17 protein-coding genes are annotated in these 24,880 nt (G+C 67.6%); 8 read left to right on the top strand and 9 right to left on the bottom strand.

Going from position 1 to position 24,880, the window contains the following annotated elements:
* Nucleotides 1-204 precede the first annotated feature (204 nt).
* Complete coding sequence (locus C7I55_RS15780) at nt 205-3,027, top strand: M16 family metallopeptidase (RefSeq protein ID WP_106513980.1); 2,823 nt, start codon at nt 205-207, stop codon at nt 3,025-3,027.
* 36 nt (nt 3,028-3,063) lie between these two features.
* On the opposite strand, the gene C7I55_RS15775 is transcribed toward C7I55_RS15780, so the two are convergent.
* The 5 genes from C7I55_RS15775 to C7I55_RS15755 all read right to left on the bottom strand — a co-directional run bounded on the left by C7I55_RS15775 (nt 3,064) and on the right by C7I55_RS15755 (nt 12,855).
* Nucleotides 3,064-5,778 (bottom strand): EAL domain-containing protein, encoded by a 2,715-nt coding sequence (locus C7I55_RS15775; protein ID WP_158266446.1) that lies wholly within the window; start codon nt 5,776-5,778, stop codon nt 3,064-3,066.
* Between the two features lie 78 nt (nt 5,779-5,856).
* The gene (locus C7I55_RS15770; protein WP_106513978.1) at nt 5,857-6,285 is read right to left on the bottom strand and encodes a PilZ domain-containing protein; all 429 of its coding nucleotides are present in this window, start codon (nt 6,283-6,285) and stop codon (nt 5,857-5,859) included.
* 76 nt (nt 6,286-6,361) lie between these two features.
* Nucleotides 6,362-10,579: a translocation/assembly module TamB domain-containing protein gene (locus tag C7I55_RS15765; RefSeq protein ID WP_106513977.1), complete on the bottom strand. Its 4,218-nt coding sequence runs from the start codon at nt 10,577-10,579 to the stop codon at nt 6,362-6,364.
* Complete coding sequence (locus tag C7I55_RS15760) at nt 10,579-12,603, bottom strand: BamA/TamA family outer membrane protein (RefSeq protein WP_106513976.1); 2,025 nt, start codon at nt 12,601-12,603, stop codon at nt 10,579-10,581. Before C7I55_RS15760 ends, C7I55_RS15765 begins: the two co-directional genes overlap by 1 nt.
* Before the next feature lie 45 nt (nt 12,604-12,648).
* Nucleotides 12,649-12,855, bottom strand: a complete 207-nt coding sequence (locus tag C7I55_RS15755) for a hypothetical protein (protein WP_106513975.1) — start codon at nt 12,853-12,855, stop codon at nt 12,649-12,651.
* 137 nt (nt 12,856-12,992) lie between these two features.
* Between C7I55_RS15755 and C7I55_RS28525 the strand changes: the two genes are divergently transcribed.
* Nucleotides 12,993-13,163 (top strand): hypothetical protein, encoded by a 171-nt coding sequence (locus C7I55_RS28525; RefSeq protein ID WP_199192850.1) that lies wholly within the window; start codon nt 12,993-12,995, stop codon nt 13,161-13,163.
* Between the two features lie 18 nt (nt 13,164-13,181).
* On the opposite strand, the gene C7I55_RS15750 is transcribed toward C7I55_RS28525, so the two are convergent.
* Both C7I55_RS15750 and C7I55_RS15745 read right to left on the bottom strand, forming a co-directional pair.
* Complete coding sequence (locus C7I55_RS15750; RefSeq protein WP_106513974.1) at nt 13,182-14,105, bottom strand: hypothetical protein; 924 nt, start codon at nt 14,103-14,105, stop codon at nt 13,182-13,184.
* Nucleotides 14,105-15,307: a TIGR04063 family PEP-CTERM/XrtA system glycosyltransferase gene (locus tag C7I55_RS15745; protein ID WP_106513973.1), complete on the bottom strand. Its 1,203-nt coding sequence runs from the start codon at nt 15,305-15,307 to the stop codon at nt 14,105-14,107. Before C7I55_RS15745 ends, C7I55_RS15750 begins: the two co-directional genes overlap by 1 nt.
* Before the next feature lie 82 nt (nt 15,308-15,389).
* Between C7I55_RS15745 and C7I55_RS15740 the strand changes: the two genes are divergently transcribed.
* Complete coding sequence (locus C7I55_RS15740) at nt 15,390-16,334, top strand: right-handed parallel beta-helix repeat-containing protein (protein WP_106513972.1); 945 nt, start codon at nt 15,390-15,392, stop codon at nt 16,332-16,334.
* Nucleotides 16,335-16,410: 76 nt separating this feature from the next.
* On the opposite strand, the gene C7I55_RS15735 is transcribed toward C7I55_RS15740, so the two are convergent.
* The gene (locus C7I55_RS15735; protein WP_106513971.1) at nt 16,411-18,159 is read right to left on the bottom strand and encodes an asparagine synthase (glutamine-hydrolyzing); all 1,749 of its coding nucleotides are present in this window, start codon (nt 18,157-18,159) and stop codon (nt 16,411-16,413) included.
* A 211-nt stretch (nt 18,160-18,370) separates the two neighbouring features.
* On the opposite strand from C7I55_RS15735, the gene C7I55_RS28520 reads away from it, so the two are divergent.
* The 5 genes from C7I55_RS28520 (at nt 18,371) to C7I55_RS15715 (ending at nt 23,681) form a co-directional block, all read left to right on the top strand.
* Nucleotides 18,371-18,544: a hypothetical protein gene (locus C7I55_RS28520; protein ID WP_199192849.1), complete on the top strand. Its 174-nt coding sequence runs from the start codon at nt 18,371-18,373 to the stop codon at nt 18,542-18,544.
* Nucleotides 18,537-19,910, top strand: a complete 1,374-nt coding sequence (locus C7I55_RS15730) for a DUF5935 domain-containing protein (protein ID WP_106513970.1) — start codon at nt 18,537-18,539, stop codon at nt 19,908-19,910. The genes C7I55_RS28520 and C7I55_RS15730 overlap by 8 nt, the downstream gene beginning before the upstream one ends.
* Entirely contained in the window at nt 19,907-21,007 is a 1,101-nt protein-coding gene (locus tag C7I55_RS15725; RefSeq protein ID WP_106513969.1) for an acyltransferase family protein, read from the top strand. The genes C7I55_RS15730 and C7I55_RS15725 overlap by 4 nt, the downstream gene beginning before the upstream one ends.
* 129 nt (nt 21,008-21,136) lie before the next feature.
* Nucleotides 21,137-22,237 (top strand): DNA topoisomerase IB, encoded by a 1,101-nt coding sequence (locus C7I55_RS15720; protein ID WP_106513968.1) that lies wholly within the window; start codon nt 21,137-21,139, stop codon nt 22,235-22,237.
* Between the two features lie 226 nt (nt 22,238-22,463).
* Nucleotides 22,464-23,681 carry a mechanosensitive ion channel family protein gene (locus C7I55_RS15715; RefSeq protein ID WP_106513967.1) on the top strand — a complete coding sequence of 406 codons (1,218 nt, stop codon included), beginning with the start codon at nt 22,464-22,466 and terminating at the stop codon, nt 23,679-23,681.
* An 86-nt stretch (nt 23,682-23,767) separates the two neighbouring features.
* Here the strand turns inward: C7I55_RS15715 and C7I55_RS15710 are convergent, their stop codons facing one another.
* A complete protein-coding gene (locus tag C7I55_RS15710) occupies nt 23,768-24,781 on the bottom strand; it encodes an adenosine deaminase (protein ID WP_106513966.1) in 1,014 nt (337 codons plus the stop codon).
* Nucleotides 24,782-24,880: the final 99 nt, after the last annotated feature.

Genomic DNA, 24,880 nt, shown 5'->3' with positions numbered 1-24,880 from the left:
GAGACCACCAGGAAGGCCTCCGTCCGGGACACCGGGCGGGGGCCTTCTTCCGTTTGATGCGAGCGTCTTTGACAGCCGGAACAGACGCACTTGGGCACCGCCGGAAATGCGCCGAGCTGCGGGCGAGAAGCCTTGTGGACTCAGCGGGTTGGACTATCTTCGGAGCGGGTTCGGCGTGACGCCGATGTGGGGAGTTTCCAGAGCATGCGCTACGTTCATCTCGTCGGGACGGCGCTTGCGCTCGCCCTTGCCGCCGGCGGGCAATCGGCGGCGCCCGCGCCGGTGGCGTCGACCGGGGCGGTGGTTTCCGATCTCAAGGCCGATCCCGCCGTGCGCTACGGCATGCTGTCCAACGGCATGCGCTACCAGATCCTGCGCAACGCGACTCCGCCGCACAATGCCTCGCTGCGCCTCAGGATCGACGTCGGATCGATGGCCGAACGCGAAGATCAGCGCGGGCTCGCCCATTTCATCGAACATATGGTGCTGAACGGCACCAGGAACGTGCCCGAAGGCGAGATGATCAAGCGGCTCGAGCGCGCCGGCCTCAAATTTGGCCCGGACACCAATGCGTCGACCGATTTCCAGCAGACCGTCTACATGCTCGATCTGCCGGAAACGGACGCGGAGACGATCGACACCGCCATCTTCCTGCTCCGCGAGGTCGCCGGCGAGGCGACCTTTCTACCATCGGCGATCGACAGCGAGCGCGGCATCATCCTGTCCGAGGAGCGCACCCGCGCGACACCGCAGCTCCGCAACGCCGAGGACGAACTCTCCTATCTGCTGAAGGGCGACATCCTCCCTGACCGCCTCCCGATCGGCAAGACGGAGGTGCTGAAGAGCGTGTCCCAAGCCGCTTTCAAGGAATTCTACGACGCTTATTACCGGCCCGACCGGGCGACCCTGATTGCCGTCGGCGACTTCGACGTCGACGCGATGGAGAAGAAGATCCGCGACTCGTTCGGGAGCTGGACGCCGCGCGGCAAGGCGGGCCCGGAGCTTGCACCGTCGCGCATCGCGGCCCGCAGCGCCGAAAGCCACGTCTTCATCGATCCGGGCGTGCCGAACCGCGTCTCCTTGAGCTGGGTGAGGCCGCCCGATCTCAGGCCCGACAGCCGCGCCGTGCGCACCGAAAGTCTCTTGCCCGAGCTCGGCCTGCGCATCCTCAACCGCCGCTTCCAGCGGATCGGCGCCGAGGCCGAGGCGCCGTTCGTCTTCGCCGGCAGCGGCAAGAGCGAGCAGGCCGAGCGCGCCGAAATCACCCAGGTCGTCGGCATCGCCAAGCCCGGCAAATGGAAGGAGACGCTGGCAGCGCTGGAGAGCGAGCAGCGCCGTGCGGCGCGCTTCGGCTTCACCCAGGCCGAACTCGATCGTGAGGTTGCCGAGATCCGGACAGCCCTGATCAACGGCGCGGCCGGTGCAGCGACACGCCCGTCCAACGCGCTAGCGCAGGCCATGCTTGCCGCGGCCAGCGAGGACACTGTGTTCCAGGCGCCTGCGGACTCGCTGGCCGAGTTCGATCTGGCGGTGAGGGATCTGAGGGCCGAGCGGGTCGCCGCCGCGTTTCGTGCGCAATTCGCCGGCGCGCCGCTCGTGTATCTGACCGCGCCGACCCCTCTGGAAGGGGGCGAGCCCGCCTTGCTGGCCGCCTACCAGGCTGCGGCTGCAACTCCGGTCAGCGCCGGTGCGGTCAAACAGGCGGCGGCCTGGCCATATGAGACATTCGGCAAGCCCGGCGGGATAGCCGAGCGCAAGCAGATCGCGGCGCTTGGCGTGACCACGGTACGCTTTGCCAACGGCGTGCGCCTGACGATCAAGCCGACCGACTTCCGCAGGGACGAAATCCTCGTCGCCGCCCGCTTCGGCAACGGCACGCTCGACGTCTCGCCCGCGGCCACCGTTCCCGCCTTCATGCTCGCCTCCGGCGCCTACGGCCTCGGCGGTCTCGGCAAGATCAGCCAGGAGGACATGCAGGAGGCGCTCAACACCAGGGTATTCGGGGCCGATTTCGCGATCAACGACGATGCCTTCGTGCTCGGCGGACGCACGCGGCCGGCCGATATCGCCACCCAGCTGCAGGTGCTCGCCGCCTATACCACCGATCCTGCATTGCGCCCGGCAGCCTGGGACCGGCTGCGCGCGGTCGGGGATCCGATCCACGACCAATTGCAGAGCACCCCCGGCGGAGTCTTCAACCGCGACTCCGGTGTACTGCTTCACGGCGGCGACAGACGCTGGGCCTTTCCGACGCGGCAGGAAATCGCCGCTGCGGACCTGGCGGGAGCCAAGGCTCTGGCCGCCGGTCCGCTCGCCAGCGGGCCGATCGAGATCATCATGGTGGGCGACATCGACGTCGACACGGCGGTCCAGCAGGTTGCGACCACGTTCGGCGCGCTGCCGCCGCGCAAGCCAGACGCGATGCCGGCCGATGCCGGCAAGATCGCTTTTCCCGCGCCTGGCCTGGTCCGCGCCACCCACAAGGGACGCGCCGACCAGGGGCTCGCCTTCATCGCCTGGCCGACGGTCGATTTCTATGCCGACCAGAAGAAGACGCGGACCCTGAACCTGCTCGGCCAGGTGCTGCAGCTGCGGCTTACCGACGAGATCCGCGAGAAGCAGGGCACGACCTACAGTCCGAGCGCCGGCCACAATGCGTCCGAGACGTTCCGCGGCTACGGCTATCTCGCGGCGCAGATCGAGGCGCCGCCCGAGAAGCTCGACGCCTTCCTCGCCGATGCGGAGAAGATCGCCGCCTCGCTCAGGACCACGCCGGTCGACGCCGACGAGCTCCAGCGTGCACGCAAGCCGCTGGTCGAGAACATCATCCGTCAGAAGGCGAGCAATCAATGGTGGCTGTCGGAGCTCGCCAATGTGCAGACCAACCCGGGGGTCGCTGCAAGCATCGAGCAGGGGCTCGGTCAGTATCAGGCGATCACTGCCGCCGATCTGCAGAAGGCAGCAGAGGCATATCTGACCGACGTCCGGGCCTGGAAGATGGAAGTGGTGCCGGACGCCGCCAAATAGCCGCCTGGTCCGTCTGAGAAATCCGCCGCTGTCCGTTCAGCCCTGGCGCTTGTTCGGAGGTTCGAGATAGCGCGGCATCACCGCTTTTGGCCGCGTCGGCTTAGACCGGGCGAGGCGCGCCAGCTCGAACCGGGCGACAAAGCGCAGCCCGATCTGTCCGCGCTGGCACCAGCGCACATCGGCTTCGAGACGACCGGCATCTTCGAGGTCGAGCTGAACCGGCGTGTCCGGCGACAAGGTCCGATCGCATTCGATCATCGCGCCGCCTTCCGAGATGTTGCGCAGGCGGACCGGCAGGCGCTCCTCGCCGATCTGAAGCGCGCCCATGCGGATCAGGCGGTGGCGCGGCGGACGGGCGAAGCCGGCCTCGCCGCCGCTCGGGTTGCTCGCCGATGCGAGCGCGAGCGCTTGGTCGCACGGGACGGGCTTGCCGAAGATGAAACCTTGGACCTGGCTGCAGCCGAGGCTGCGGATCAAGGTGACTTCCTCCAGCGTCTCCGCGCCTTCCGCAGTGGTGTCCATGCCCAGGCTCTCGGCGAGCACGACGATCGAGCGGATGATGGCGGCGTTGCGGCTGTGCGGAGCGGCTGCGCCGCGGACGAAGCTCTGATCGATCTTGATCTTGTCGAGCGGCGATTCGCGCAAGTGGCCGAGCCCCGACCGACCCGTGCCGAAATTGTCGAGCGCGAGGCGGACACCGAGGCCCTTCAGGGCCTTGAGGATCCGCTCCGGACCCACCCCGTCGGCCGGGAACACCGCCTCGGTGATCTCCAGCTCCAGGCGCTCCGGTGCCAGGCCCGAAGCGGCGAGGGCGTTGGCGACGACCGTGCCGAGCGCTGCATCGGCGAACTGGCTGGGTGAGAGATTGACGGCGATGCGGACATGCTCCGGCCAGCGCGCCGCCTCCGCGCACGCGGTGCGGACGACCCAGTCGCCGATCCGCGGCATCAGCCCGATCTCCTCGGCGAGCGGCACCAGGACCGACGGCAAAAGCAGGCCGCGAGTCGGATGCTGCCATCGCAGCAATGCCTCGAACGCGACCACTTCTTCCGACAGCGATTCGACGATCGGCTGAAAGTGCAGCCGCAACTGGTTCTTGGCGAGCGCCTCGCGAAGCTCGGATTCGAGGATCTGGCGCTCGGCGGCCTCGGCATGCATGTGCGGCGCGAACAGGCGGAACGTGCCCCTCCCCGCCGCCTTGGCCGCGTACAGCGCCAGGTCAGCGTCACGGATCAGCGCGTTCGAATAGGCCTTGCCCGGTCGTGCCACCGCGATGCCGACCGACGTGCCGATCTCGATCCGATGTCCCTCGATCTCGTAGGGTTCGGAGACGGCGTCGATCATTCGTCGGGCGATCTCGGAGAGGCGGCTCTCCTCGGCGATTCCAGGTAGAATCGCCTCGAATTCGTCGCCGCCGAGGCGACCCACCTGCCCGTCGTCCCCGATCACCCCGCCAAGCCGGAGCGCGACCAGCTTGAGCAACGTATCGCCGGCCGGGTGGCCGAGCGTGTCGTTGACCTGCTTGAACCGATCGAGATCGATCATCAACAGTGCGCAACCCTGGAGCCGCTCGGCGGCATTGGTCAGTGCGGCGTCGAGCATCGCCCGCATGGTCGGGCGGTTCGGGAGACCGGTGAGGCTGTCGTAGCGGGCGAGCTTGCTGGTCTCGGCCTCGCTGCGGCTCTGTTCCGAGAGATTCGTGCCGATGCCGCGAAAGCCGAGAAAACGGCCGCAGGGATCGAAATGCGGCGTACCCGACACCGACCACCAAGCTTCCTCGGCGGAAGGTGCGCGGACGGCGACGTCGGCGAACGGGAAGCGTGCGGAAAGATGGAAAGCGAGGAGACGGCGCGCCTCACGCGCCTCAAGCCCGTGTTCCGCATCCCCGGCGTCCTGACCCTCGCCGGGCGCCACCCCTTCGGCCGCAGCGACTCCGACGCGCAGCAGATCCTGCATCGGTCGGCCGACAACATCTTCCGCATCGCCAGCGAGCTGCCGCGCGAACTCGTCCGAGAGGTAGGTGATGCGGCCGTCGGGATCGGTCTCCCAGAACCATCCGCGCTTGCTCTCTTCGAACTCGGCGACGAGACGGAGTGCGGTGTGCGCGACCCGTTCCGCATCGAACCTGGCGCGAATGCCCGAAATCAGTTCGCCAGCCCGCACCAGCCCGAACACGCCCAGCGACGCCGTGGCAGCGATCACGATCCCGATCGTAACCGGGTTGCTGCCGATCAGGGTTACCCCGGCGATGGTGGCCAGACAGCCGGCCGCGAGCAGAGGCGGGATGGTGAACCACGCAGCAATGCCGGTGCCGGCGAGAAGCAGGAAGGCCGCCTTGACCGGCAAGGATGTATCGTCCTGCAGCAGCAAGGCTATGACCAGACAGAGGCACCCCGACAGCAAGGCGTGGCCGAGGACGATCTGGAGGCGGAGATGAGGCCGCCCGCCCGTTCGACGAACCAGCCCCCACAGCAGGAAATCCAAAGCGAGCAGCGCGATCAGGGGAAGCGGTACCATGCCGGCCGGCCGGCCCTGCGCGATCAGCGTCACGAGGAGGACCCCCGCCCAGACGAGGTGCGCGGCGGCAAGGAAGGGGATCGCCGCAGCGATCGTGGCGCCGCGGGCGCCGGCCAGGACCGCTTCGGCTTCGTCGCCGGGTGGGCGCAGATCGATCAGGAAATCGGCGGTAGAGATCGCGCGTGCAGGCTCGACACCCCCCTTGCTTACTCCGGCAAACCGCGCCTGTCGCAAATGCTCGTTCCCATTCTGCCGCATATGCGCGGTGCGGCCTGAGCCTAGCCACCGCCGGGTTAAGGAAGGTCTAGCGGGTCACGCGACGCCCCTCTTGTGAATGGGCAAGGCTCCGACGGCCTTTTGCCGGGTCTGGGCGTCGGCCAATTGCCGCGCGGAGCGGCGCGCGGGCGCACGGTCGACGAGCAACTCGGCAAGTGCATGGCTGCGCTGCGTAAGGGTCCATTCGCAGCGGGAAAGATCGATCGGCACGAAGAACCGCGCTCCGAACTGGTTCGCCTTGCGCCATTCCACCTGGGCTTCGACGGCGCCGATCCCCGGGATGTCGAGCGATATGCCGCCGCCGGGCTGGAGCCTGGCATCGCAGCGGGCGCGAAAGCCAAGCTCCGAAAGATCGAGCATCGTCACTTCGACGTGGCTCCAGTCGTTCGGCCGCAATCGTGCCGCCACGTCGACCGACATCCGCTCGGCCCGGCGACCGCGATCGCCCATCATCTTCGACCCCATGATTCACCTCATGCGTTCGCAGGGTCGAATCTACGCCCGAGGCGTTAACGAAGTGCTGAGCGCTTGAAAAAGCTCGCTAATAGTCCTTCGACACGCGAACGTTGACGCTCTCGCGTCCGATCGTGGAGATGCTGGAGAGCAGGGAAAGCCAACGGGTGATCTGATATTCGACCATCGTCGCCGAATAGCCGCGCGCATCGGTGACCACTTCGACATAGACGCGGCGGCCGAGATACTTGCCGGCGGCGATCGCGGTGCCCTGGCCGGTGGTGATGTCCGCCGGCACGATCCGCAACCGGTCGAGCCCGGTCGCGGCGCGCACCGCGTTGATCGGATCGAGCCCGCCACCGCTGCTGTTCAACGAGGCGACGGCAGCGGCAAGCTGCAAGGCTTCCGGCGCCGACAAATTCGTGATCGAGGTGCCGAACAGCAAACGGCTGAGCAGTTCGTCCTGGGGCAAAGCCGGAGTACTGGTGAAGCCGATTTCCGGCTGCAGCCCGCGTCCGGTGACCCGGATCACCGCGTTCAGCCCCTGCACGCCACCTTCCGCGGTGATGTCGAGCACCGGATTGATCGGAGTTTCGCCGAGGAACCGGATCTGCCCCCGTTCGAGGTCGAACCGCCGCCCGGCGAAATCATAGGTGCCGCGGACCAGATCCGCACGCCCGGTGATCCGCGGCTCGGTAACCGTCCCCGCCATCTTGAGATCGGCGCTCCACTCGCTGTTGATGCCGAGCCCGGTGACGGTCAGCCGCCCCGGCGCATCGACGTCGAGATCGAGGGCCCACGGTGTCAGCCGGCGCGGCACGGGCCGCTCGTCGGCGGGCCGGTTGACCTCGCGCACCGGGAGCCGTGCGACCTGGGTCGCGGCCGCCGCGCTGCCGAGGCGGAAGCTGCCGCTGACCAGGCGGATCTTGCCGGAGATGCTGCCATCCTCGCCATCCGAGCGGATCGCGATCGGCCCCGTCACCTGCGCACGGATGTCGTCGCGGTCGAGCAATTGCGCCGCCTGCGCATCGAGCGTGATGTCCATGCCGAAGCCCTTCGGCCCGGCGAGATCGAGCGTCGCACGGCCGCTGACCGTGCCGCCACGTTTGGTCGTGCCGCTGAAGCTGTCGAGCACCAGCCGCGAGCCGCCGAAGCGGCCGGCAGCACGAACATTGTCGATCACCATGCCGGTGACCGCGCTCTCCAGACGCGCGCCCTCGGCCCGCAGCGAGCCGCGGATTTGCGGATTGGCGAGGGTGCCCCGCGCATCCGCGCCGACCGCAACCGGGCCGCTCAGATCGAGCAGCTCGACCCCGGTCAGCCGCCACAAGGTATCGGCCGGGCCATTGTAGCGGATCTGCGCGAACATCGGCGCGGCAGCCAGGCGCTCGGCGATGTTGCCGGAGCCGCCGATCGGCGACAGCCGCGCCTGGGCTCGCCCGACGGTGCGTCCCTCGCTCACCGCGATCGCACGGACGCCGGCATTGCCGTTCAACAGCCGCGCGACCACCCCGATATCGACCGGCCGCGACGAGAGAACCAGGCCGGAGCGAGTCAGCCCGCGAATGCGCAGATTGGCATCGCCGCTCGGCTGACTGCCGTCCACCGCGAAGCGGTAGTTGAGCGTTCCCGACGCAGAGCCGCCGAGGCCGAGCTCCGGCCAACCGATGTCCAGCACCGACAAGGGCATGGAGTCCATCCGCGCGTTGAGTTCGGTTCCCGAATTGCTCCAGAGGCCGGAGACGGTCGCATTTCCGCCCGCGAAACGCAGCGACGCGTCGCGCAGCCGCCAGCCGTCGCCTTGGCGGCTCAGCAAGGCCGGCCGGGTGAGCGCGATTGCGCGACGATCGACGGCACCGCTGCCGCTCAGCCTGATCTGCCCGGGAGCGAAATCGGCGACGGTCTCGAAGCTGAAATTGCGGCCGCGGGTGCCGGCAATCTGCGCCTTTACCTGGCCGGTGCCGCCGCGCATGCTCCCGGTCGCGCTCAGGCTGGCGATCGACAGCGGCCCGCGGCTGATCCCGCGCGCGCTGAGGCTTCCTTCGAGCGAAGTTCCCGCCGGATCGAGGATCGCCACCCCCTTCAAGCGGCCGCTGCGGATCGCGATCGGCGGCGGCCCGGCGAAGCGCGCATTGGCGGCCGTGAGATCGACGGCAATGCGCTGCCTGTCGTTCCACGGCGAGAAATCGAGCCGGCCGCTCAGGCCGCCGCCGGAAATGTCGAGGCGCCCGGTGAGCCCGCCCGGGTCCGAGCGAAGCGTCCCCAAACCATGTGTATTGGAGGCATGAAGCGCGGCGATCTGCACGACCGCCGGTGCCCCCTTGGGCAACAGGATCGCCCCGGTCGAGGTGAACGGCCCGAGATGCGATCCGCCCTGCGCGCGATAGGCGTAACCCGCAGCATTGGGATCGAGATCGAGCTGGACGTTTGCAAGCCCAAGCGCGTCGTTGGGCCGGGCGAGCTGAAGGGCGATCCTGGGCCGTTCGATGCGACCGTCGAGAACCATCGTGAACGGGCCGTAGGTCGTCTGCCGCCCTCCGCCCTCGAAGTGGAAGGTGCCGTCGGGGCGGCGGAAGGCGGTTCCGGTGGCGCGGATCGACGGCGCGGTCAGCCGGAGATTCCGGAAATGGAGCACTTTGTCGGTGCCGCGCAGGAGATCGGCCTCGAGGCTCGGCAATCCCCCGGCGAGCCCGGCGAGGAAGCGATTGTCGAACCGCCGCACCCAGGCACGGCCCTTGCCGGTGACGATCGAGCCCTTGCCGCCCGGCCCGGGCACCACCCTGAGCTCGCTGGTCACATCGACGATGCCGAGATCGGGAATGTAATAACGGGTGATCCCGCCGGACAGGACCACGTCGTAACGCCCGGTGGCGAGATCGACGTACAGGCTGACCTTGCCCTTGAGCTTGTCCGAGGTGAGGCTGAGCCCCTCTCCGACCAGTGCCTTGGCGGTGAGCTTCAGCACACCCTCGACCCGCAGATTGGCGAGGATGGCGCCGGCGATCGGGCCTTCGCCCGTCACCCGCCGCGCGGCGAGCACGGCGGGGATCGAGACCGGCATCTTCGACCATGTGCCGCGCCCTTCGAGCCGCGCATCGTCGAAGCCCGTATTCTTGAAAGCGACGTGCGGCGAGGTGACCCTGTAGGCGAACTTGAACGTCTCGAACGGACCGTCGAGCAGCAGGGTCAGGCGCACCTTCTGCCCCGTCATCGTGTCGATCAGCGCCGGCGGGCGCAGCAGGTCGGCGCCCACACGCAATTGCCGGAAGCGGCTGCCGGCGAGATCGATGATTCCCGCCCCCTCCATCTTCAGCGCCGCGGAGCGAAGCGAGAGACGACCGGCAAGCTGGCGGTCGGCGAAGGTCGCGTTCGCCGCGATCGCCACGCGCGGCGCGGTCAGCCGTGCCTTGGCCCCGGTCCAGAACTGGCCAGGGGTCGCCCAGCCACCGACACCGTAGCGGCCGTCATCGGCGGTGAGCGCGAGCTCGGCGGTGCGGCGGCCCGAGATGTCGAGCCGGGCCGCCCCACGCCATTTCTTCCAGCGGCCGTCGCCGTCGATCACCAGCGCCAGCGGCCGGTCGGTGCCGACGATCGCACCGATCACGCTTTTGGCCGGCGCCGCCAGCCGGACGTCGACGTCGAACCGGTCACGATTGGGCTCGGCATCGAGACGCAAGGCGAGCCGGTCGCCGCCGGCTTTCACCTCCGCATCGAGCCGCACCAGCGCCCGGCCCGCGCGGATGTCGGCCTCACCCGATATGCGCGCGATCCGCGGCTGCCCGGTCACCGCCTGACCGATGTTCAAGGTGGCGATGTCGAGATGTCCGACATGGATGTCGAAGCCGGGCAGGATCGGTTTCGGCTCGGTCGACGGCCTCAGCTTCGGGAGCCGATGCAGGGTCGCGAGGTCGCTCTTTAAATCGTGGAGGATCAGCCGGTTGGTGATCCAGCCGAGCGGCTGCCAATCGACCTCGATCAAGGCGGATTCGGCGAACAGACCCTGCGGATCGTAAAGGCGCACGTCGCGCAGCCTCGTATCGCCCCAGATCGAGCCTTCGATCCGGCCGATCTGGATTTTCAGCCCCGAATTGGGCGCGAGCCCGGCGATGCGATCGGCCAGGAAACGGTGGCCGGGCCCGGTGTCGAGCAGGATCGCGGCGCTGCCGGCGAGCAAGGCGAGCAGCAGGAACAGCGCGACCAATGCCTTGGCGAGCCGCGAGAGCCAGCGCCGCCGGGGCGTGCGGCGCACGACCGGCTCCACCACCTCCGGCGCGTCCTCGACGATCGGCGGCGCGTCGTCGGCCATCAAAATGCCTGGCCGAGCGACACGTAGACGGCAATCCGGTCATCGCCCGAGCGGCGGTTGAGCGGCGTACCGACATCGACCCGGATCGGCCCGAAACGGGTATGGTAGCGGACGCCGAGGCCGGTGCCGAAGCGAAGGTCGTCGATCTCCGGCAGAGGCGAGGTGTAGATATTGCCGGCATCGAGGAACGGCACGATCCCCCAATTGCCGAACCGGATCCGGGCCTCGATCGAGAATTCGGCGAGGCTGCGGCCGCCGATCGGATCGTCGAACACGGCATCGCGCGGCCCGAGCCGCTGGAAGCCGTAGCCGCGCACCGAGCCGCCGCCGCCGGCATAGAAGCGACGCGACGGTGCGATGCGATCGCGGCTCGCGCCGAAGATCGTGCCGAGCCGCGCCCGGCCGGCGATCGTCACCCGATCCGTCACCGGCCGGTAGAAGCTGCCGTCGAGTTGGATCCGCGAATAGCCGAACGGGCTGCCCTGGAACGAGGCCTCCGGCGAGAAGCGCCCGGACAGGCGGAAGCCGGTGGTCGGATCGAGCAGGTCGTTGGATCCGTCATAGGAAAGCGTCGCAGGCAGCGCGCCTATGAAGAAGGTGCGGCGCCGGGTGGTGCCGGTGTCGACGTCGACATCCTGCTCGTCGGACGCGATCAGTTCGCCGCCCAGCGACCATGTCCATTTCTTCTGCCAGATGATGTTGGTCTGCCGCTCGAGCGAACCGGTGAGATAGAAACTGCGCGCGTCGAAAGCCGCCCGGTCGACGTGGCTCACCGCCATTTGGGCGGTCAGCACCTGATCACGGCGGAGAAAGTTGCTGCGGCGGAGCGTCGCCCCTATCAATTGCTCGCGCGTGCCCGCGACGCCGCGGAAGGTGACCGCGCCTTCCGGGGGGAGCAGATTGCGATGCTGCCAGCTCGCCTCGATCCGGATGCCCTCGCCAGTGCCATAGCCGGCCTCGCCGGCGATCGTCCGCATCGGCGCCGGCTCCAGCGCGACGGCGAGATCGACGGTCTTGCGGTCGGCACTCTCGACTGGCCGGATGGTCACCGCCGAAACAAGGCCGGTGGCGACCAGAGCGCGTCGCAAATCCTCGACCTCCGCCGCCTCATAGCCTTCGCCAGGCTTGAAACGGGCGATGGTCTGAATGTGCTCGGCGCTGAACAGCGGCCGTCCTTCGACGACGATCCGCCCGAACTGGCGGGCGCCGTTCGGATCGACCGGCAGGGTCAGCGTCGCGGTGCGCGCCTCGTGATCGATGGCAATGTCGAGCGTGCCGAAATCGGCGAAGGCATAGCCGCGCCGGCCGAGCTCGGCGCGCAGCGCCGCCTCGCTCTCGGTCACCTGCTCGGCATTGACCGGGTCGTCCACCTTGACGGCGAAGGCGTTGCGCAGCGCCGCGGCATCGCCGGCTCCTTCGAGGCCGGGGAGGCGCACGTCGGCGAAACGGTAGAGCGGACCGGGCTCCGCCTCCAGTGTCACCCGAACCGGCCCGCCAGCCGCAGGCGGCGGCTCCGCACGGGTCTGCACCAGGGCATCGTAATAGCCCTGGCTGCGCAACAATTCGGCGAGCAAATCCGCATCCTCCCGGGCCCTGCGGTCGATCTGCGCCGCATTGGCCGGGTCCTTGCGGTTCTGCACCAGCGTCGAGAGCGCCTCGAAGCGCGGCCGCAACGCCGCTTCGAGCTCCGTTTCCAGTCCGGCGATGTCGACCGTGTAACTGCGCTCCGAGGCCGCGTCGGCGATCCCGGCCTGGGGTGCGTCGGCGATCGCATCGCCCTGGCCCGCCTCCATGTCCGGCCAGTCGACGCCGATATCCGGCATCGCATCGAGCGGCGCGGAAGGATCGAGCGGCGCGTTCAGCGCTTCGAACGGGTCAGGGGCGGCGGGCGACAAGGGGCCTGCGGGCGGGTCCGCTACGGGCGGCGTCGGACTTTGCTGGGCGGCGGCGGGCCCTGGGCACAAAAGGGCTCCACCGGCAGCCACAGCAGCCGCCGCACCCCACCCCGCGGAAAAGCGAAACATGGCTGGAATTTAGCGGCCGAGTGCGGCCGCCGCCAGCCTCTCATTCTACTGGACGGCTCCGGTCACCGCGTCCTCGTCCAACGCGCCGATCATCCGCTCGATCTCGCGCCATCTGCAGAAATGGATGACGTTGCCGAGATCGCGGCTGCGGCTCGCCCGTTTCTTCGCCTCGCGGCCGGCTTCCGCACCATATTCGCTGATGAGATCGGCGGCATCGGCAAAGGCGACGCCGAAAAAGACGTGGTGATTCAATCTTCCCCCCGGGAAATGGGATGGCGGGCGGAGGATCGCACCCACGAACACGGTCTAGCATGGCAGGACTGAGGAAGTTCTGAAACCCTAGGGTTAACGGGCTGGAACTCGCTCCCGACCCCTGCCATTAGCCGAGGATGGACAAGGGTCGTTACACGCAGGCGGGGGGATCGATCCTCGCGATCAGCATCATCGCGGGAACGGTGGCGGGCGTGATCGTACGCCAGCCGAGCATCGGCTTCCTGGTCGGCGCGGCCGCAGGCATATTGCTCGCTCTGCTCTTCTGGCATTTCGACCGAAGACGCTGACGCGCGCTGGGCGCCGCCTCAGGTGCGCGCGGCAAGCCTCTGAAGATCGCTCATCGCAACGCGGAGGCGTTCGGAGATGCTGTCTTCCGCCTGCATGCGCTGCGGTGCGTTCGAGGTCATGGGAGGCTGGGCCATGGGAGCCGCGGCCTGCGCCACCGGGGGAATCGCGGGCGGCATCGGCGCAGGCGCCGGACGCACCGTCTCGCGGCGCTTCAGGCCGGATTCGAGGCGCTCCATCAGGGTCGAGATGCTTTCCTCCGACGGCGGCGGCAGATCGGCACCCAGGTCCGGCGCTGCAACGGTCGGGGCGATCGGCGCCGGCTCTGGTGCCCTGAAGGCAGGCGCATCGACGACCCGCTCGAACCGCGGCGCCGGAAAAGGCTCGGGTGCCGGAGCGGTGACGGGCGCCGGCGGGGCGAGCTCGACGAAATCGACCACCTCCGCCTCGCGGGCGCGGGCCGCGATCGGCTCCGGAGTCAGGAAAGCGGGCAGCGGCGAGGCCGGTTCGACATGCACGGCCTCTAGCACCAGCGCGTCGAGCGGCTCGCCGAGGTCGCGTGCGCCCAACGGCCGCCGCACCGGATTGTCGGGATGGGCGTCGGCGCGGCGGAGCCGCATCGGCAGCGCGTCCACATTCTCCGCGTCCTCGTCGGGATCGGCGGCGGCGCTGCTGCGCGGCGGCAGCCGATCGAGCATGCGCATCAGCAGATACACCCCGCCGAACGCACCGCCGCCGAACAGCAAAGCGGTCGCCATCCGCGCCTTGAGCCCCAGGGGCGGCTGCGCGAAGGACAGGATGTCGGGGACATGGAAGAAGCTCAGCAGCTGGAACAGCCGCCATTCGGGAAGCGCGAAGCCGGCAAAGCCGATCGCCACCGCGGCAAAGCCGGCGACGACGATGTCGAACGTGCCGGCGCGCAGCCGGAAAGGAGCTTGAGCCATCACAACGCCTTGCCTGTCAGCCTCTGATAGGCCGGCATGTAATTGGAAATATTTGAGGACCAGTTACGATCGCGCTCGACATAATCGCGCGCGACGTCGCGGCGTACGTCCCAGGCCCCACGATTGCCGAAGAGGGTGTCCAGCGCATCGGCGAGCGCCGCCGGGTCGCCGGCCGGGAACAGGGTGCCGGTGACGCCGTCCTCGATCAGCTCGCGATGGCCGCCGACGTTCGACGCCACGACCAGCTTGCGCTGCGCCATCGCCTCGAGCGGCTTCAGCGGAGTCACCAATTCCGTGAGCCGCATCTGCTTGCGCGGATAAGCGAGCACGTCGATCAAGCCGTAGAAGCGCTCCACCTCGTGATGCGGAACCCGGCCGACGAAGTGGATTCGCGCGGCGGCCGACGAGCCCTCCGCCTGCGCCTTCAGCGCCGCCTCCATTGGCCCGCCGCCGACCAGCAGCAGATGCGCGTCGGGGCGCCTGGCGAGGAGCAAGGGCATCGCCGCGATCAGATCGTCGAGCCCTTCATAATCGTAGAAGGAGCCGATGAAGCCGACCACGTCGGCACCCTTGAGGCCGAGCCGGCGGGCAAGATCGGGATCCGCTGGCACCGGGCTGCCGAACAGGGTCATGTCGACGCCGTTGGGCGAGACGATGATCTTCTCCCGCCCGATCCCGCGCGCGATCAGATCGCGGCGCAGGCCTTCGCAGATCACCGCCACCATGTCGGCACGCCGCGCCGCCAGCGTCTCGAGCGCACGAATCGCGCGATAACGCGGCGAGCCTTCGCGCCCGGTCCCGTTGCCGACTGCGGCATCCTCCCAGAAGGCGCGGATCTCGTAGATCAGCGGCAGGCCGTGCTTGCGCGCGACCGGCTGCGCGGCAAGCGCATTCAGCACCGGCGAATGGACGTGGAGCTGATCGGGCCGCCACTCCCGCACCAGCGCATCCAGCCGCTTCGACAGCGCCCGCACCTCGCGCCACTCGCGCAGCGGCGACGGCGCTGGGGCGGGCGCCGGCGTGCGGTGGAAATCGATCCCCTCGATCGTCTCCAGCGCCGGGCCGTCCTTCGTGTGCCGCGCGCCGGTGAGGCATGCCACCTCGAGCCCGCGTGCAATCTGCGCGGTGACGATCGCCCGGGTCCGGAACGTGTAGCCGCTGTGCATCGGCAGGCTGTGATCGAGGACGTGGAGGATCCGCATGGCCTGATTGTGCCAGCCAAGGCTTAACGGCCCGTCAACCGCATGGGCCTTAGGGTGAGCGCGACCACAGGAGCCCTGCGCGATGACCATCCCTTTCCGCCTTGCCGTCACCGCAATCGTCGCCGCCGCATGTGCCGGACCGGGCGCCGCCCAGTCCGGCGCCGCGCCTTATTCCGTCCAAGAGACTGGCCAGCGGTTCCGCACGCTGCAGGAGGCGGTGTCGGCGATCGGCGACGGCGCCGGCACCATCTACATCGCGCCGGGCCGCTACCGCGACTGCGCCGTCCAGGAAGCCGGCCGTGTCGCCTTCATCGCCGAGCAGCGCGGCACCGCGACGTTCGACGGCGAAATGTGCGAGGGCAAGGCCGCCCTCGTCCTGCGCGGCCGCGAATCGCACGTCGAGGGCCTCGTCTTCCAGAACGCCCGCGTGCCCGACGGCAACGGTGCCGGCATTCGCATGGAGCAAGGCAATCTCACCGTTGCCTGGACCATGTTCCAGAACGGCCAGTGCGGCATCCTTTCCGCCAACGATCCCGGCTCCACGATCCGGATCGACCATTCGACGTTCAGCGGCCTCGGCAAGCATCCCGACGGGACCGGCGCCCATTCGCTCTACATCGGCGAATATGGCGCACTGATCGTCACCAATTCCCGCTTCGAGCGCGGCACCGGCGGCCATTATCTCAAGAGCCGCGCGCCGCGCATCGAGGTCACCGGCACCAGCTTCGACGACAGCCGCGGCAGCGCCACCAATTACGCCATCGATCTCTCCGCCGGCGCCACCGGCCGAATCGCCGGCAACATTTTCGTCAACGGCCGCGGCAAGGAGAATTACTCGACGATGATCGCCGTCGCCGCCGAGGGGGTTCACAACAGTTCGGCGGGACTGGTGGTGGAGAATAACGACGTGTCGCTCGCGCCCGGCGTGACCTACGAAACGGTGTTCGTCGGGAATTGGTCGGACGACAGGCTGACCGTGCGCGGCAATCGACTCGGCAAGGGTGTGAAGGCGGAAGAGGGGCGGTAAGGGCGCACCCAACCAAGGCGCCTTACCTATTTCTCACCCCTCCCTCTCGAGGGAGGGGCTAAAGCAGCGTAAAGCGCTAGCCGACCACCCGGCTCCCCAGCCTTTTCGCCAGATATTCCAGGTTCGCGATCCGCATCAGCATGCCCTGGTCCTGCACCTGCTCGATGCGGAAGAAGCGCCGCATCGCGGGATAATCGAGATCGATCACGCGGCCCAGAAATGCACGGGCCATCAAGCCCGACGCGCCGGCCCAGCCCCGTTGCAGCCGGCGCTGCAGCGCATAGCTGCGCTGCCGCAGCCAGGCCGGTCGGACCCGGGTCGTCCATTCCGACACGCGATGCCGCAGACCCGGCGCCTCGGCGAAATGGTGGCCGTAGGCGGAGGGATAGCGCGCCAGGACCGGATCGATCGCCGTCAGCAGCATTGCTTCGAAGCGCCCCGCATGTTTCAGCGCCATCGGCAAGGTCATAGCGCCGGCGACCACCTGGTGATCGAGGAACGGCATCAGATAGGGGCCGTGTCGCCCTTCCAGGCTGATTTCGCGGCCGAAGAAGGAACGGCAGCGTATCCGGGGATAGATTTGCTCGATCAGCGGCCGAGGCAGCGGCCCCCTGTCCCCGTCGCGGCCGAGGGCGGCGAGGATCTTGTCCTCCACCGCGCGCAGGAAATCACCCTCCTCGAACGCATTGGTGAGATCGCGCCGGTCGTAGCGGGCGAAGAACGTGCGGGCGATGGTCGCGGCACGCGCCGGGCTATCGGGCAGGTAGAAGAAGTTGCGGAAGATCTCGCCGCAGCCGCCCGAGGCCGACAGCGCGCCGCCCGGATGGCGTGCGTCGCGCGCCGCGGCATTCGCGCCGCTCTCGAAGATCTCGCCGTAAACGGGGAGGCCGTCATAATCCTGGAAGTTGCGCTCGACGCGCTCGGGGAAAGCGTCGGGATCCGGTTGCGGCTGCGCCGACTTGTCGACCCACTCGACCGCGAACCCGTCGGCGGCGCCGATCGCCAGCGCGATCTCGACATCGTCACTGCCCTTGCGTCCATAGACATAGACGTGCGGCCGGCTCCCGGCAGCGCGCAGGCTTGCGAGCAGGAGCCGCGAATCGAGGCCGCCCGACAGCGGGCAGCAGACATCGTTGCCGAACGCCGCAACATGGGCGCCCACGATCGCTTCCAGCCTTTCGCGATGGGCGGCGATGCGGTCCCCGATCGGCAGGATCGTCGGCGCATCGGGCAGCGGCTTCGAAAGTGCGTGCGGCGCGGCACCGCCGTCGCCGAGCTCGATCATTGTGCCCGGCCCGACCGTCTTGAGCTCGGCGAACACGGTGTCGTCGCCGACCGGAACGACGTTGAACGCCATCTCGTAGACAGCCTGCGCGTGGAAATGCAGCCGCGGCAGTGCCTCGGCAGCGGCCAGGAACGAGGTCGAGAAGAAGCGGCCGTCGGCGTCGCGGAACAGCTGAAACGCGGCGAAATAGTCGGTGAACAGGAATGTCCGGCCACCGCGCCGGACGAGGGCGACGAACTGCCCGCCAATCCGGCCCCAGTCCAGCCGCGGCAGGTCCATTCCCAGCAACGCCTCGAGCGCCGGTCGGCCGAACGTGCCGTCGCAGCTGAAGGTGCCGGCAATTGCAACGAGATCGTCGCCGCGCTCGAAGACGCTTTCGGGGCCGCCGATGATGTGCGGCGCGTGCAGCAACCGCCACCCGCCGACCGCGCGCTCCACCGGCTCGGCGAAGCCGTGCCGCGCGAACTGCACACGCGCGCCGGCTATCCGCGCCGCTGCGAATCCGGGATCCGATGCATGAACGACGAACAGACCTGCCATGGCCGCTGACCTAGTGCGGAGGTCTTAAAATCTGGCTGAAGCCGTCGCTGCTTCGTTCCTCGCATGGAAAGGGTGCGATCAACGATAGCGCCGGGGAGCGCTCAACAGCCCCCTCCCCTTCCCGAGCTTGCTCGGGGAGATCAACTTTAACGGCCCGTCAACTGAGTTCCCCTACACTCGCCGGCTGACGAGGGATTCGAGAACCGGGCCGATGATCGACAATTTCGTGCTGGGGCTGACCCACGGTCTGATGTTGCTCGCCGCCTGGCGCCTGCTGTCCCGCGCCGATCTGGAAGACGATTCGATCGCGCCGGAGAGTGGGCAGGCGCCCTCCGGCTGGGCGAAGATCGCTCCGCGCCGCAAACCGGACGACCGGCGTGCGTGACATCGGCATCATCCTGTTCCTGGTGGCGCTGCTCGGCCTCGGGGTGCGGCGGCCGTTCCTGTTCACGCTCGCCTACATCTATGTCGACAGCGTCTCGCCGCATCGCATCTCTTATTACCTGCTGAACTCGATACCGCTGTCGATGATCGTCGCGGTGCTGGCGATCGGCGGTTGGGCCCTGCTCGACGACAAGAAGGGCCTTCGGATCACAGTCTTCCAGGGGCTGCTGCTCGCGCTGATCGTCTATGCCGCCTGGACGACCGGCAATGCGGTCGCCCCTTTGCCGGCCCAGGACAAATGGGATTGGGTGTGGAAGAGCCTGCTGTTCGCCGCCTTCCTGCCGCTGGCCGTGCGAACCCGGCTGCGCCTTGAAGCCTCGTTGCTGTTCCTGATCCTGTCAGCGGCGGTGATCATCATTTCCGCAGGCATCAAGACGGTCGCTGGCGGCGGCGGCTATGGCCGGCTGAACCTGCTCGTCGACACCAATACCGGCCTCTACGAAGGCAGTACCATCTCGACCATCGCGATCGCGCTGGTCCCGTTGATCCTCTGGTTCGCCCGCCACGGCACCATCTTCCCGCCGGACAGGCGTGTGAGGCTGTTCTGCGCCGCCTTGGTCTTCGCCTGCCTGCTGATCCCGGTCGGCACCGAGGCGCGCACGGGCCTCGTCTGCATTGCGGTGCTCGCGGTACTCATGCTCCGCGACGTCAAGCGCCGCTTCCTCTACGCCGGTCTGGTCGCGTTCCTTGGCCTGCTCGCGATGCCGCTGCTGCCGCAGAGCTTTCAGGAGCGTATGGGACTGATCCAGGGTCACGCGCAGGACAGCTCGGCTGCCTCGCGGATCGCGGTGTGGCAATGGACACTCGATTTCGCCCGCGAGCATCCGACCGGGGGCGGCTTCGGCGCTTATCATATCAACAAGCTCGAGGTTCAGACCACCCAGCTCGTCGAGGAGGGCGGCGTTCAGCGCGTGGTCGAGCAGAAATTGATCGACGAAGGTCGGGCCTGGCACAGCGCCTATTTCGAGATGCTCGGCGAGCAGGGCTATCCCGGTCTGCTCTGGCTGTTCCTGGTCCATGGCAGCGTGATGCTCCGAATGGAGCTGATCCGTCGCCGCTACCGCAACGCGACCGGCGACAAGGCCTGGATCGCGCCGCTTGCGACCGCACTCCAGCATTTCCAGATTATCTACATGGTGGGCGCCGTGTTCGTGGCGATCGCTCTCACCCCCTTCATCCTGCTGATGCTCGGCGTCCAGACCGGATTTGCCCTGATCGTAGCGCGCCGCGAGCAGGCCGATCGCGGCCTCGGCCGCTGGGCGCGTCCGGCCCCGGCCGCGTCGCGACCCTTGGAGCAACCGGCGTGACCGCCGCGGCGTCGCCGCCAGCCGACTTGCGCGCGCTGACCGGCATTCGCGGGATCGCCGCATGGTTCGTCCTTCTCTACCATGTCCGCCTTTCTGCCGCAAGGTGGCTGCCGGAGACGGTCACGGCGCTTCTCGCTCGCGGCTATCTCGCGGTCGACCTGTTCTTCATGCTGTCGGGATTCGTTCTCTGGCTGAACTACGCCGAGCGGCTGCGCCGCGGCGGGCCCGGGGAGTATCCGCGCTTCATCGCCCGGCGGATTGCGCGGATCTGGCCGCTCCATGCCGCGATGCTGGGCGTCGCAATTGCTTTCGCTCTGCTCCTGCTCGCGCTCGGCAAGCCCGTCAGGGAGTCCTGGGAGACGCTGCCGCTCCACATCCTCCTCATCCACAATTGGGGGTTCACCGATCAGCTCAGCTGGAACGATCCGTCCTGGTCGATCAGTGGCGAATTCGCCGCCTATTTGCTGTTCCCGCTGCTCGCCGCCGCGGTGGACTGGCGGCGCTTCCCGCCCTGGGCCCTGCTGCTGCTCGTTACCGCCCTGGCGGGGGCGCTGCATCATGCGATGACGCTCGGCGGCGCGACCGGGCTCAACCACGACATTCCCCATCTCGGCATCTTCCGGGCCCTGATCGAGTTCGCGATCGGCACCCTGCTCTGTGCCCTGTGGCTGCACTGGCGGGCGGGCAAACGAAGCGCCCTGTCGATCGCGGCAGCCCTCCTCCTCCTCGGCCTGGTTCTGAGCCGCCCTCCGGAGACCCTCGTCGCGCCGCTCCTGCTCGCCGCCCTGCTGCTCGCGATCGCGATCTCGGCGGAGTGGCGCTTCAACCCCCTCGCCGGCCGGGCGATCCACTATCTGGGCCTGATCAGCTACTCGACCTATCTGGTCCACTTCCTGCTGTTCCGCTTCTTCAAGATCGCCTTCGTCGATGAAAGCGGTGCGGTGTCGCCTGCGCTTCTGGCACTGTATCTGCTGCTCACCCTTGCCGCGTCGATCGTCTTGTTCCACGGCCTCGAACGCCCCGCCCAGCGTGCGCTTTGCAATATCTTCGATCGCCGGGCACGACGACCTGCTTCGGTGGCGATCGCGGCCGAATAGATAACGCCGCCTCCGCCAGGGCGCGTCTTGCACGCGCCGAGCGCAGCCTCGTCGCGCCTCAACAAATCCCGTACCGGAACGAAGGCCCCACAGGCGCGCTTATCCTCCTGCTCCCGCAGAGGAAATTGGATGATCCGTTACGTCGAGGACAGCGCCCCCGGGATCACCCGCAAGCGCAAGGGCCGCTATTGGATGTATTTCGCGCCCGACGGCAGCCGGATCACCGATCGCGAGGAAATCGATCGGCTGAATTCGGTCGGCATGCCGCCAGCCTATGAGCGCTGCTGGTTCTGCCCGGATCCCACCGGTCACATCCAGGCGGTCGGCTTCGATGCCAGGGGCCGCAAGCAATATCGCTATCATCCACTGTTCCGGGAGCAGCAGGAGACCAAGAAATATGAGCGCCTCGCGCATTTCGGCGAAGCGCTGCCCAAATTGCGCAAGCGGGTCGAGGAGGATCTCACCGGCAAGGCAACCGCCAAGGAGACGGTACTCGCAGCCGTCGTCCGGCTGATCGATGAGACCCGCATGCGGGTCGGCAACGAGGAATATGCCAAGGACAACAAGAGCTTCGGCGCGACCACCTTGCGCAATCGTCACGCCAAGGTGGACCGGGGCAAGCTCAAGATCAGCTACACCGGCAAGCACGGCATCAAGCGCACGGTGACGATAACCGATCGCAACCTAATGCGCATCGCCAAGAAGACCCAGGATCTACCCGGTCAGAACCTGTTCGAATATGTGACGGACGACGGCAGCGTCTGCGCGGTCACCTCGGGCGACGTCAACGCCTACATCAAGGAGGCGATGGGCGACGATTTCACCGCCAAGGATTTCCGCACCTGGGGAGCGAGCACGATCGCCTTCGAGGAGATGATCCGCCGCATCGACGAAAAGGGCAGCATCAAGCTGAAGAGCGTGATGGAGCCCGTCGCCGAAGCGCTCGGCAACACGCCGGCGATCAGCCGGAAATCCTACGTGCACCCCGCGCTGATCGAAGCCGCCAAGGACGCCGGCGCAATCGGTGAGCGCAAGCTTCCTCGGGCGACGAAGCATCTCAGCGCGGCCGAGCGCGGCCTGATCGAATTCCTCGCGGCAATTCCCGAGGAAGCCGCCAAGGTCGAACAGAAAGTCGCCAGGCGCGCGCGCTCCAAGGGCAAGAGCAAAGCCGCCGCCGAAGCGGAGATCGCCGCCGAGACCGGCAAGAAGGCTGAGGCAGAGGCGGCGTAAGCTGCAGATCTTCGGCCGTCGCGATCGATCCGCCGCCGCCTTGCAATAGAGGCGGCGAGCGGACTCCGTTCAGCACCCGGGGGATGCGACGAACCGGCCAGGTGGTCCGACGAGATCAGGGCCGGTGGCCCCATGATCCGGGGGATCGTTCATTCGAGCGTCATCCTTGCCGCATCAAAGGCGCCGTGCCTAGAGAATGGCGCCTCGAAACCATCACCGGACCCCGATGAGCAATAACAGCATTTCCGTCGCCGACGCCGCGCAGAACCTTTCGGAGAAGACGGGGGCGATCGCCACCCAGGCGCAAGGCTGGATCACCAACAACGGCGTCGATATCCTGATCGCCGCCGCGATCGGCATCGCCATCGCCCTGGCGCTGCTCGGAGTCCGTGCGCTCGGCTGCCGGATGGTCGGGCGGGTCACTCCCGGCGCCGATCCGCGCTGGCCGATCCTGTTCGCCAAGGTGGTTGCGAAGACCAATCTGTTCTTCATCGTCCTGTGCTCGGCGCAATTGGTCGCCGAGCATGCCGAGACGCCGCCCGCCATTCTCCAGGCGATCAATTTCCTGTTCGTGATCGCAGCGACGATCCAGGCGGCGATCTGGGCCCGCGAATTCATTCTCGGCTACATCCAGCACCGCGCCGGTGTCGACGACGAGCACAGCACCCTCTCCTCGGCGATGGGGATCGTTCGCCTGCTCGTCACCGTCGCCCTCTTCGCGGTGGCGATCGTCGTCATCCTCGACAATCTCGGGGTCAACGTCACCGGCCTGATCGCCGGCCTCGGCATCGGCGGTATCGCGATCGGCCTCGCCGCGCAGGGCATCTTCTCGGATCTGTTCGCGGCGCTGTCGATCATCTTCGACCGGCCGTTCCGCCGCGGCGACACGATCACCTTCGGCACCTTCACCGGCACGGTCGAGAAGATCGGGCTCAAGAGCACCCGCATCCGCGCCCTGAACGGCGAACAGGTGGTGGTCTCCAACACCAACCTGCTCAACATGCAGCTGCAGAATTTTGCGCCGCTGCAGCAGCGCCGGGCAGTGATGCTGTTCGGAGTCACCTATCAGATCGCGCCCGACCTCATGGCCCGGATCGGGCAGGAACTGAAGGCGATCGTCGAACGCCAGCCGGACGCCAGCTTCGACCGCTGCCACGCCTTCCAGTTCGGCGCGTCTTCGATCGACTACGAGCTCGTCTTCCATGTTCAAGGATCGGATTTCACCGCCTTCGCCGACGTTCGGCAGGCGGTGATGATCGAGATGATGCGCCGCTTCGCGGAACTCGGTATCGACTTCGCCTACCCCACTCAGGTCAGCTTCACCGCCGCGCCGGACGGCCGGTTGGTGATGCCATACCCGCATGTAAGGATGCTGGCGGAAGGGGAATGCGGAAATGAGGAAGGTGCCGGCAGCGCCGGTGCCAACGGCAGCGATCGAGGCTAAGCCGGCTGCCGCCGGCTTCTGCCGTGCCTGTGTCAGCTCTCTTCCCGATTCGAAGGACGTGAGGCAGGTTGGTGATCACCTGCCGCTCAGCCCTCCGCGGCGTAGGCGTCCACCCGGGCGAGATGCGCCGCGATCTCCTCCTGCGGCAGGAAAGCACCGAGGAAGGAATTGCGCGCCAGCGTCAACAGCGCCTCCCGACCGAGGCCGCGCGCTTCGGCGGCGGCCTGGAAATTGTCGTTCACGTAGCCGCCGAAATATGCGGGGTCGTCCGAGTTGATCGTCACCCGCAGTCCTTCGGCGAGCATGCGGTCGATCGGGTGATCGGCCATGTCACCCACGACGCAGAGCTTCAGATTGGACAGCGGGCAGACGGTCAGGGTCATCTGCTCCCGGGCCAGGCGCGCAACCAAAGACGGATCCTCGAGAGAGCGGTTGCCGTGATCGAGCCGGTCGATCTTGAGCACGTCGAGGGCTTGGCGGACATAGTCCGGCGGCCCTTCCTCGCCGGCATGGGCGACGCGCTTCAGGCCCAATGCGGCGGCGGCCTCGAATACGCGGGCGAACTTTTCGGGCGGATGGCCCATCTCGGAGCTGTCGAGCCCGACCGCCTCGATCCGGTGGAGCCACGGCTCGGCCATCCTCAGAGTCGCAAACGCCGCCTCCTCGTCGAGGTGACGCAGGAAGCAGAGGATCAGCCGTGACGTGATGCCGTAACGGGCGTGCGCGTCGTCCATTCCGGCGGTGAGACCGCGCATGACGATGTCGAAGCCGATGCCCCGATCGGTGTGGGTCTGCGGATCGAAGAAGATTTCGGCATGGGCGACATTGTCGGCGGCGGCACGGTCGAAATAGGCGGAGGCGAGATCGCGGAAATCTTCCTCGGTGCGCAGAACGTCGGCACCCTGATAATAGATGTCGAGGAAGTCCTGCAGGTTCGAGAAGCTGTAGGCAGCCCGGACCGCTTCCACGCTGTCATAGGGAATTGCGACCTGGTTCCTCTTGGCCAGCGCGAACATCAGTTCGGGCTCCAGGCTCCCTTCGATGTGCATGTGGAGCTCGGCCTTGGGCAGGCGGGCGATGAACGCGGCAAGATCGGTCATGCCGCGAGCCTAAAGCATCGCGGCAAGGCCGCGCTACCGCTTTCGCGCCCGAAGGGGCGAGTTGAACGCACGACGACCCCGCTCAGTCCGCGCGGACTC

The sequence above is a fragment of the Allosphingosinicella deserti genome (genome assembly GCF_003012735.1).
GTDB lineage: Bacteria > Pseudomonadota > Alphaproteobacteria > Sphingomonadales > Sphingomonadaceae > Allosphingosinicella > Allosphingosinicella deserti.
This window is presented reverse-complemented; position numbering and strand designations above follow the sequence as displayed.

Coding starts and splice junctions, on each gene's coding strand:
- C7I55_RS15780 (WP_106513980.1), top strand. CDS start 205: ATGCGCTACGTTCATCTCGTCGGGACGGCGCTTGCGCTCGCCCTTGCC.
- C7I55_RS15770 (WP_106513978.1), bottom strand. CDS start 6,285: ATGGGGTCGAAGATGATGGGCGATCGCGGTCGCCGGGCCGAGCGGATG.
- C7I55_RS15765 (WP_106513977.1), bottom strand. CDS start 10,579: ATGGCCGACGACGCGCCGCCGATCGTCGAGGACGCGCCGGAGGTGGTG.
- C7I55_RS15760 (WP_106513976.1), bottom strand. CDS start 12,603: ATGTTTCGCTTTTCCGCGGGGTGGGGTGCGGCGGCTGCTGTGGCTGCC.
- C7I55_RS28525 (WP_199192850.1), top strand. CDS start 12,993: ATGGACAAGGGTCGTTACACGCAGGCGGGGGGATCGATCCTCGCGATC.
- C7I55_RS15750 (WP_106513974.1), bottom strand. CDS start 14,105: ATGGCTCAAGCTCCTTTCCGGCTGCGCGCCGGCACGTTCGACATCGTC.
- C7I55_RS15745 (WP_106513973.1), bottom strand. CDS start 15,307: ATGCGGATCCTCCACGTCCTCGATCACAGCCTGCCGATGCACAGCGGC.
- C7I55_RS15740 (WP_106513972.1), top strand. CDS start 15,390: ATGACCATCCCTTTCCGCCTTGCCGTCACCGCAATCGTCGCCGCCGCA.
- C7I55_RS15735 (WP_106513971.1), bottom strand. CDS start 18,159: ATGGCAGGTCTGTTCGTCGTTCATGCATCGGATCCCGGATTCGCAGCG.
- C7I55_RS28520 (WP_199192849.1), top strand. CDS start 18,371: ATGATCGACAATTTCGTGCTGGGGCTGACCCACGGTCTGATGTTGCTC.
- C7I55_RS15720 (WP_106513968.1), top strand. CDS start 21,137: ATGATCCGTTACGTCGAGGACAGCGCCCCCGGGATCACCCGCAAGCGC.
- C7I55_RS15715 (WP_106513967.1), top strand. CDS start 22,464: ATGAGCAATAACAGCATTTCCGTCGCCGACGCCGCGCAGAACCTTTCG.
- C7I55_RS15710 (WP_106513966.1), bottom strand. CDS start 24,781: ATGACCGATCTTGCCGCGTTCATCGCCCGCCTGCCCAAGGCCGAGCTC.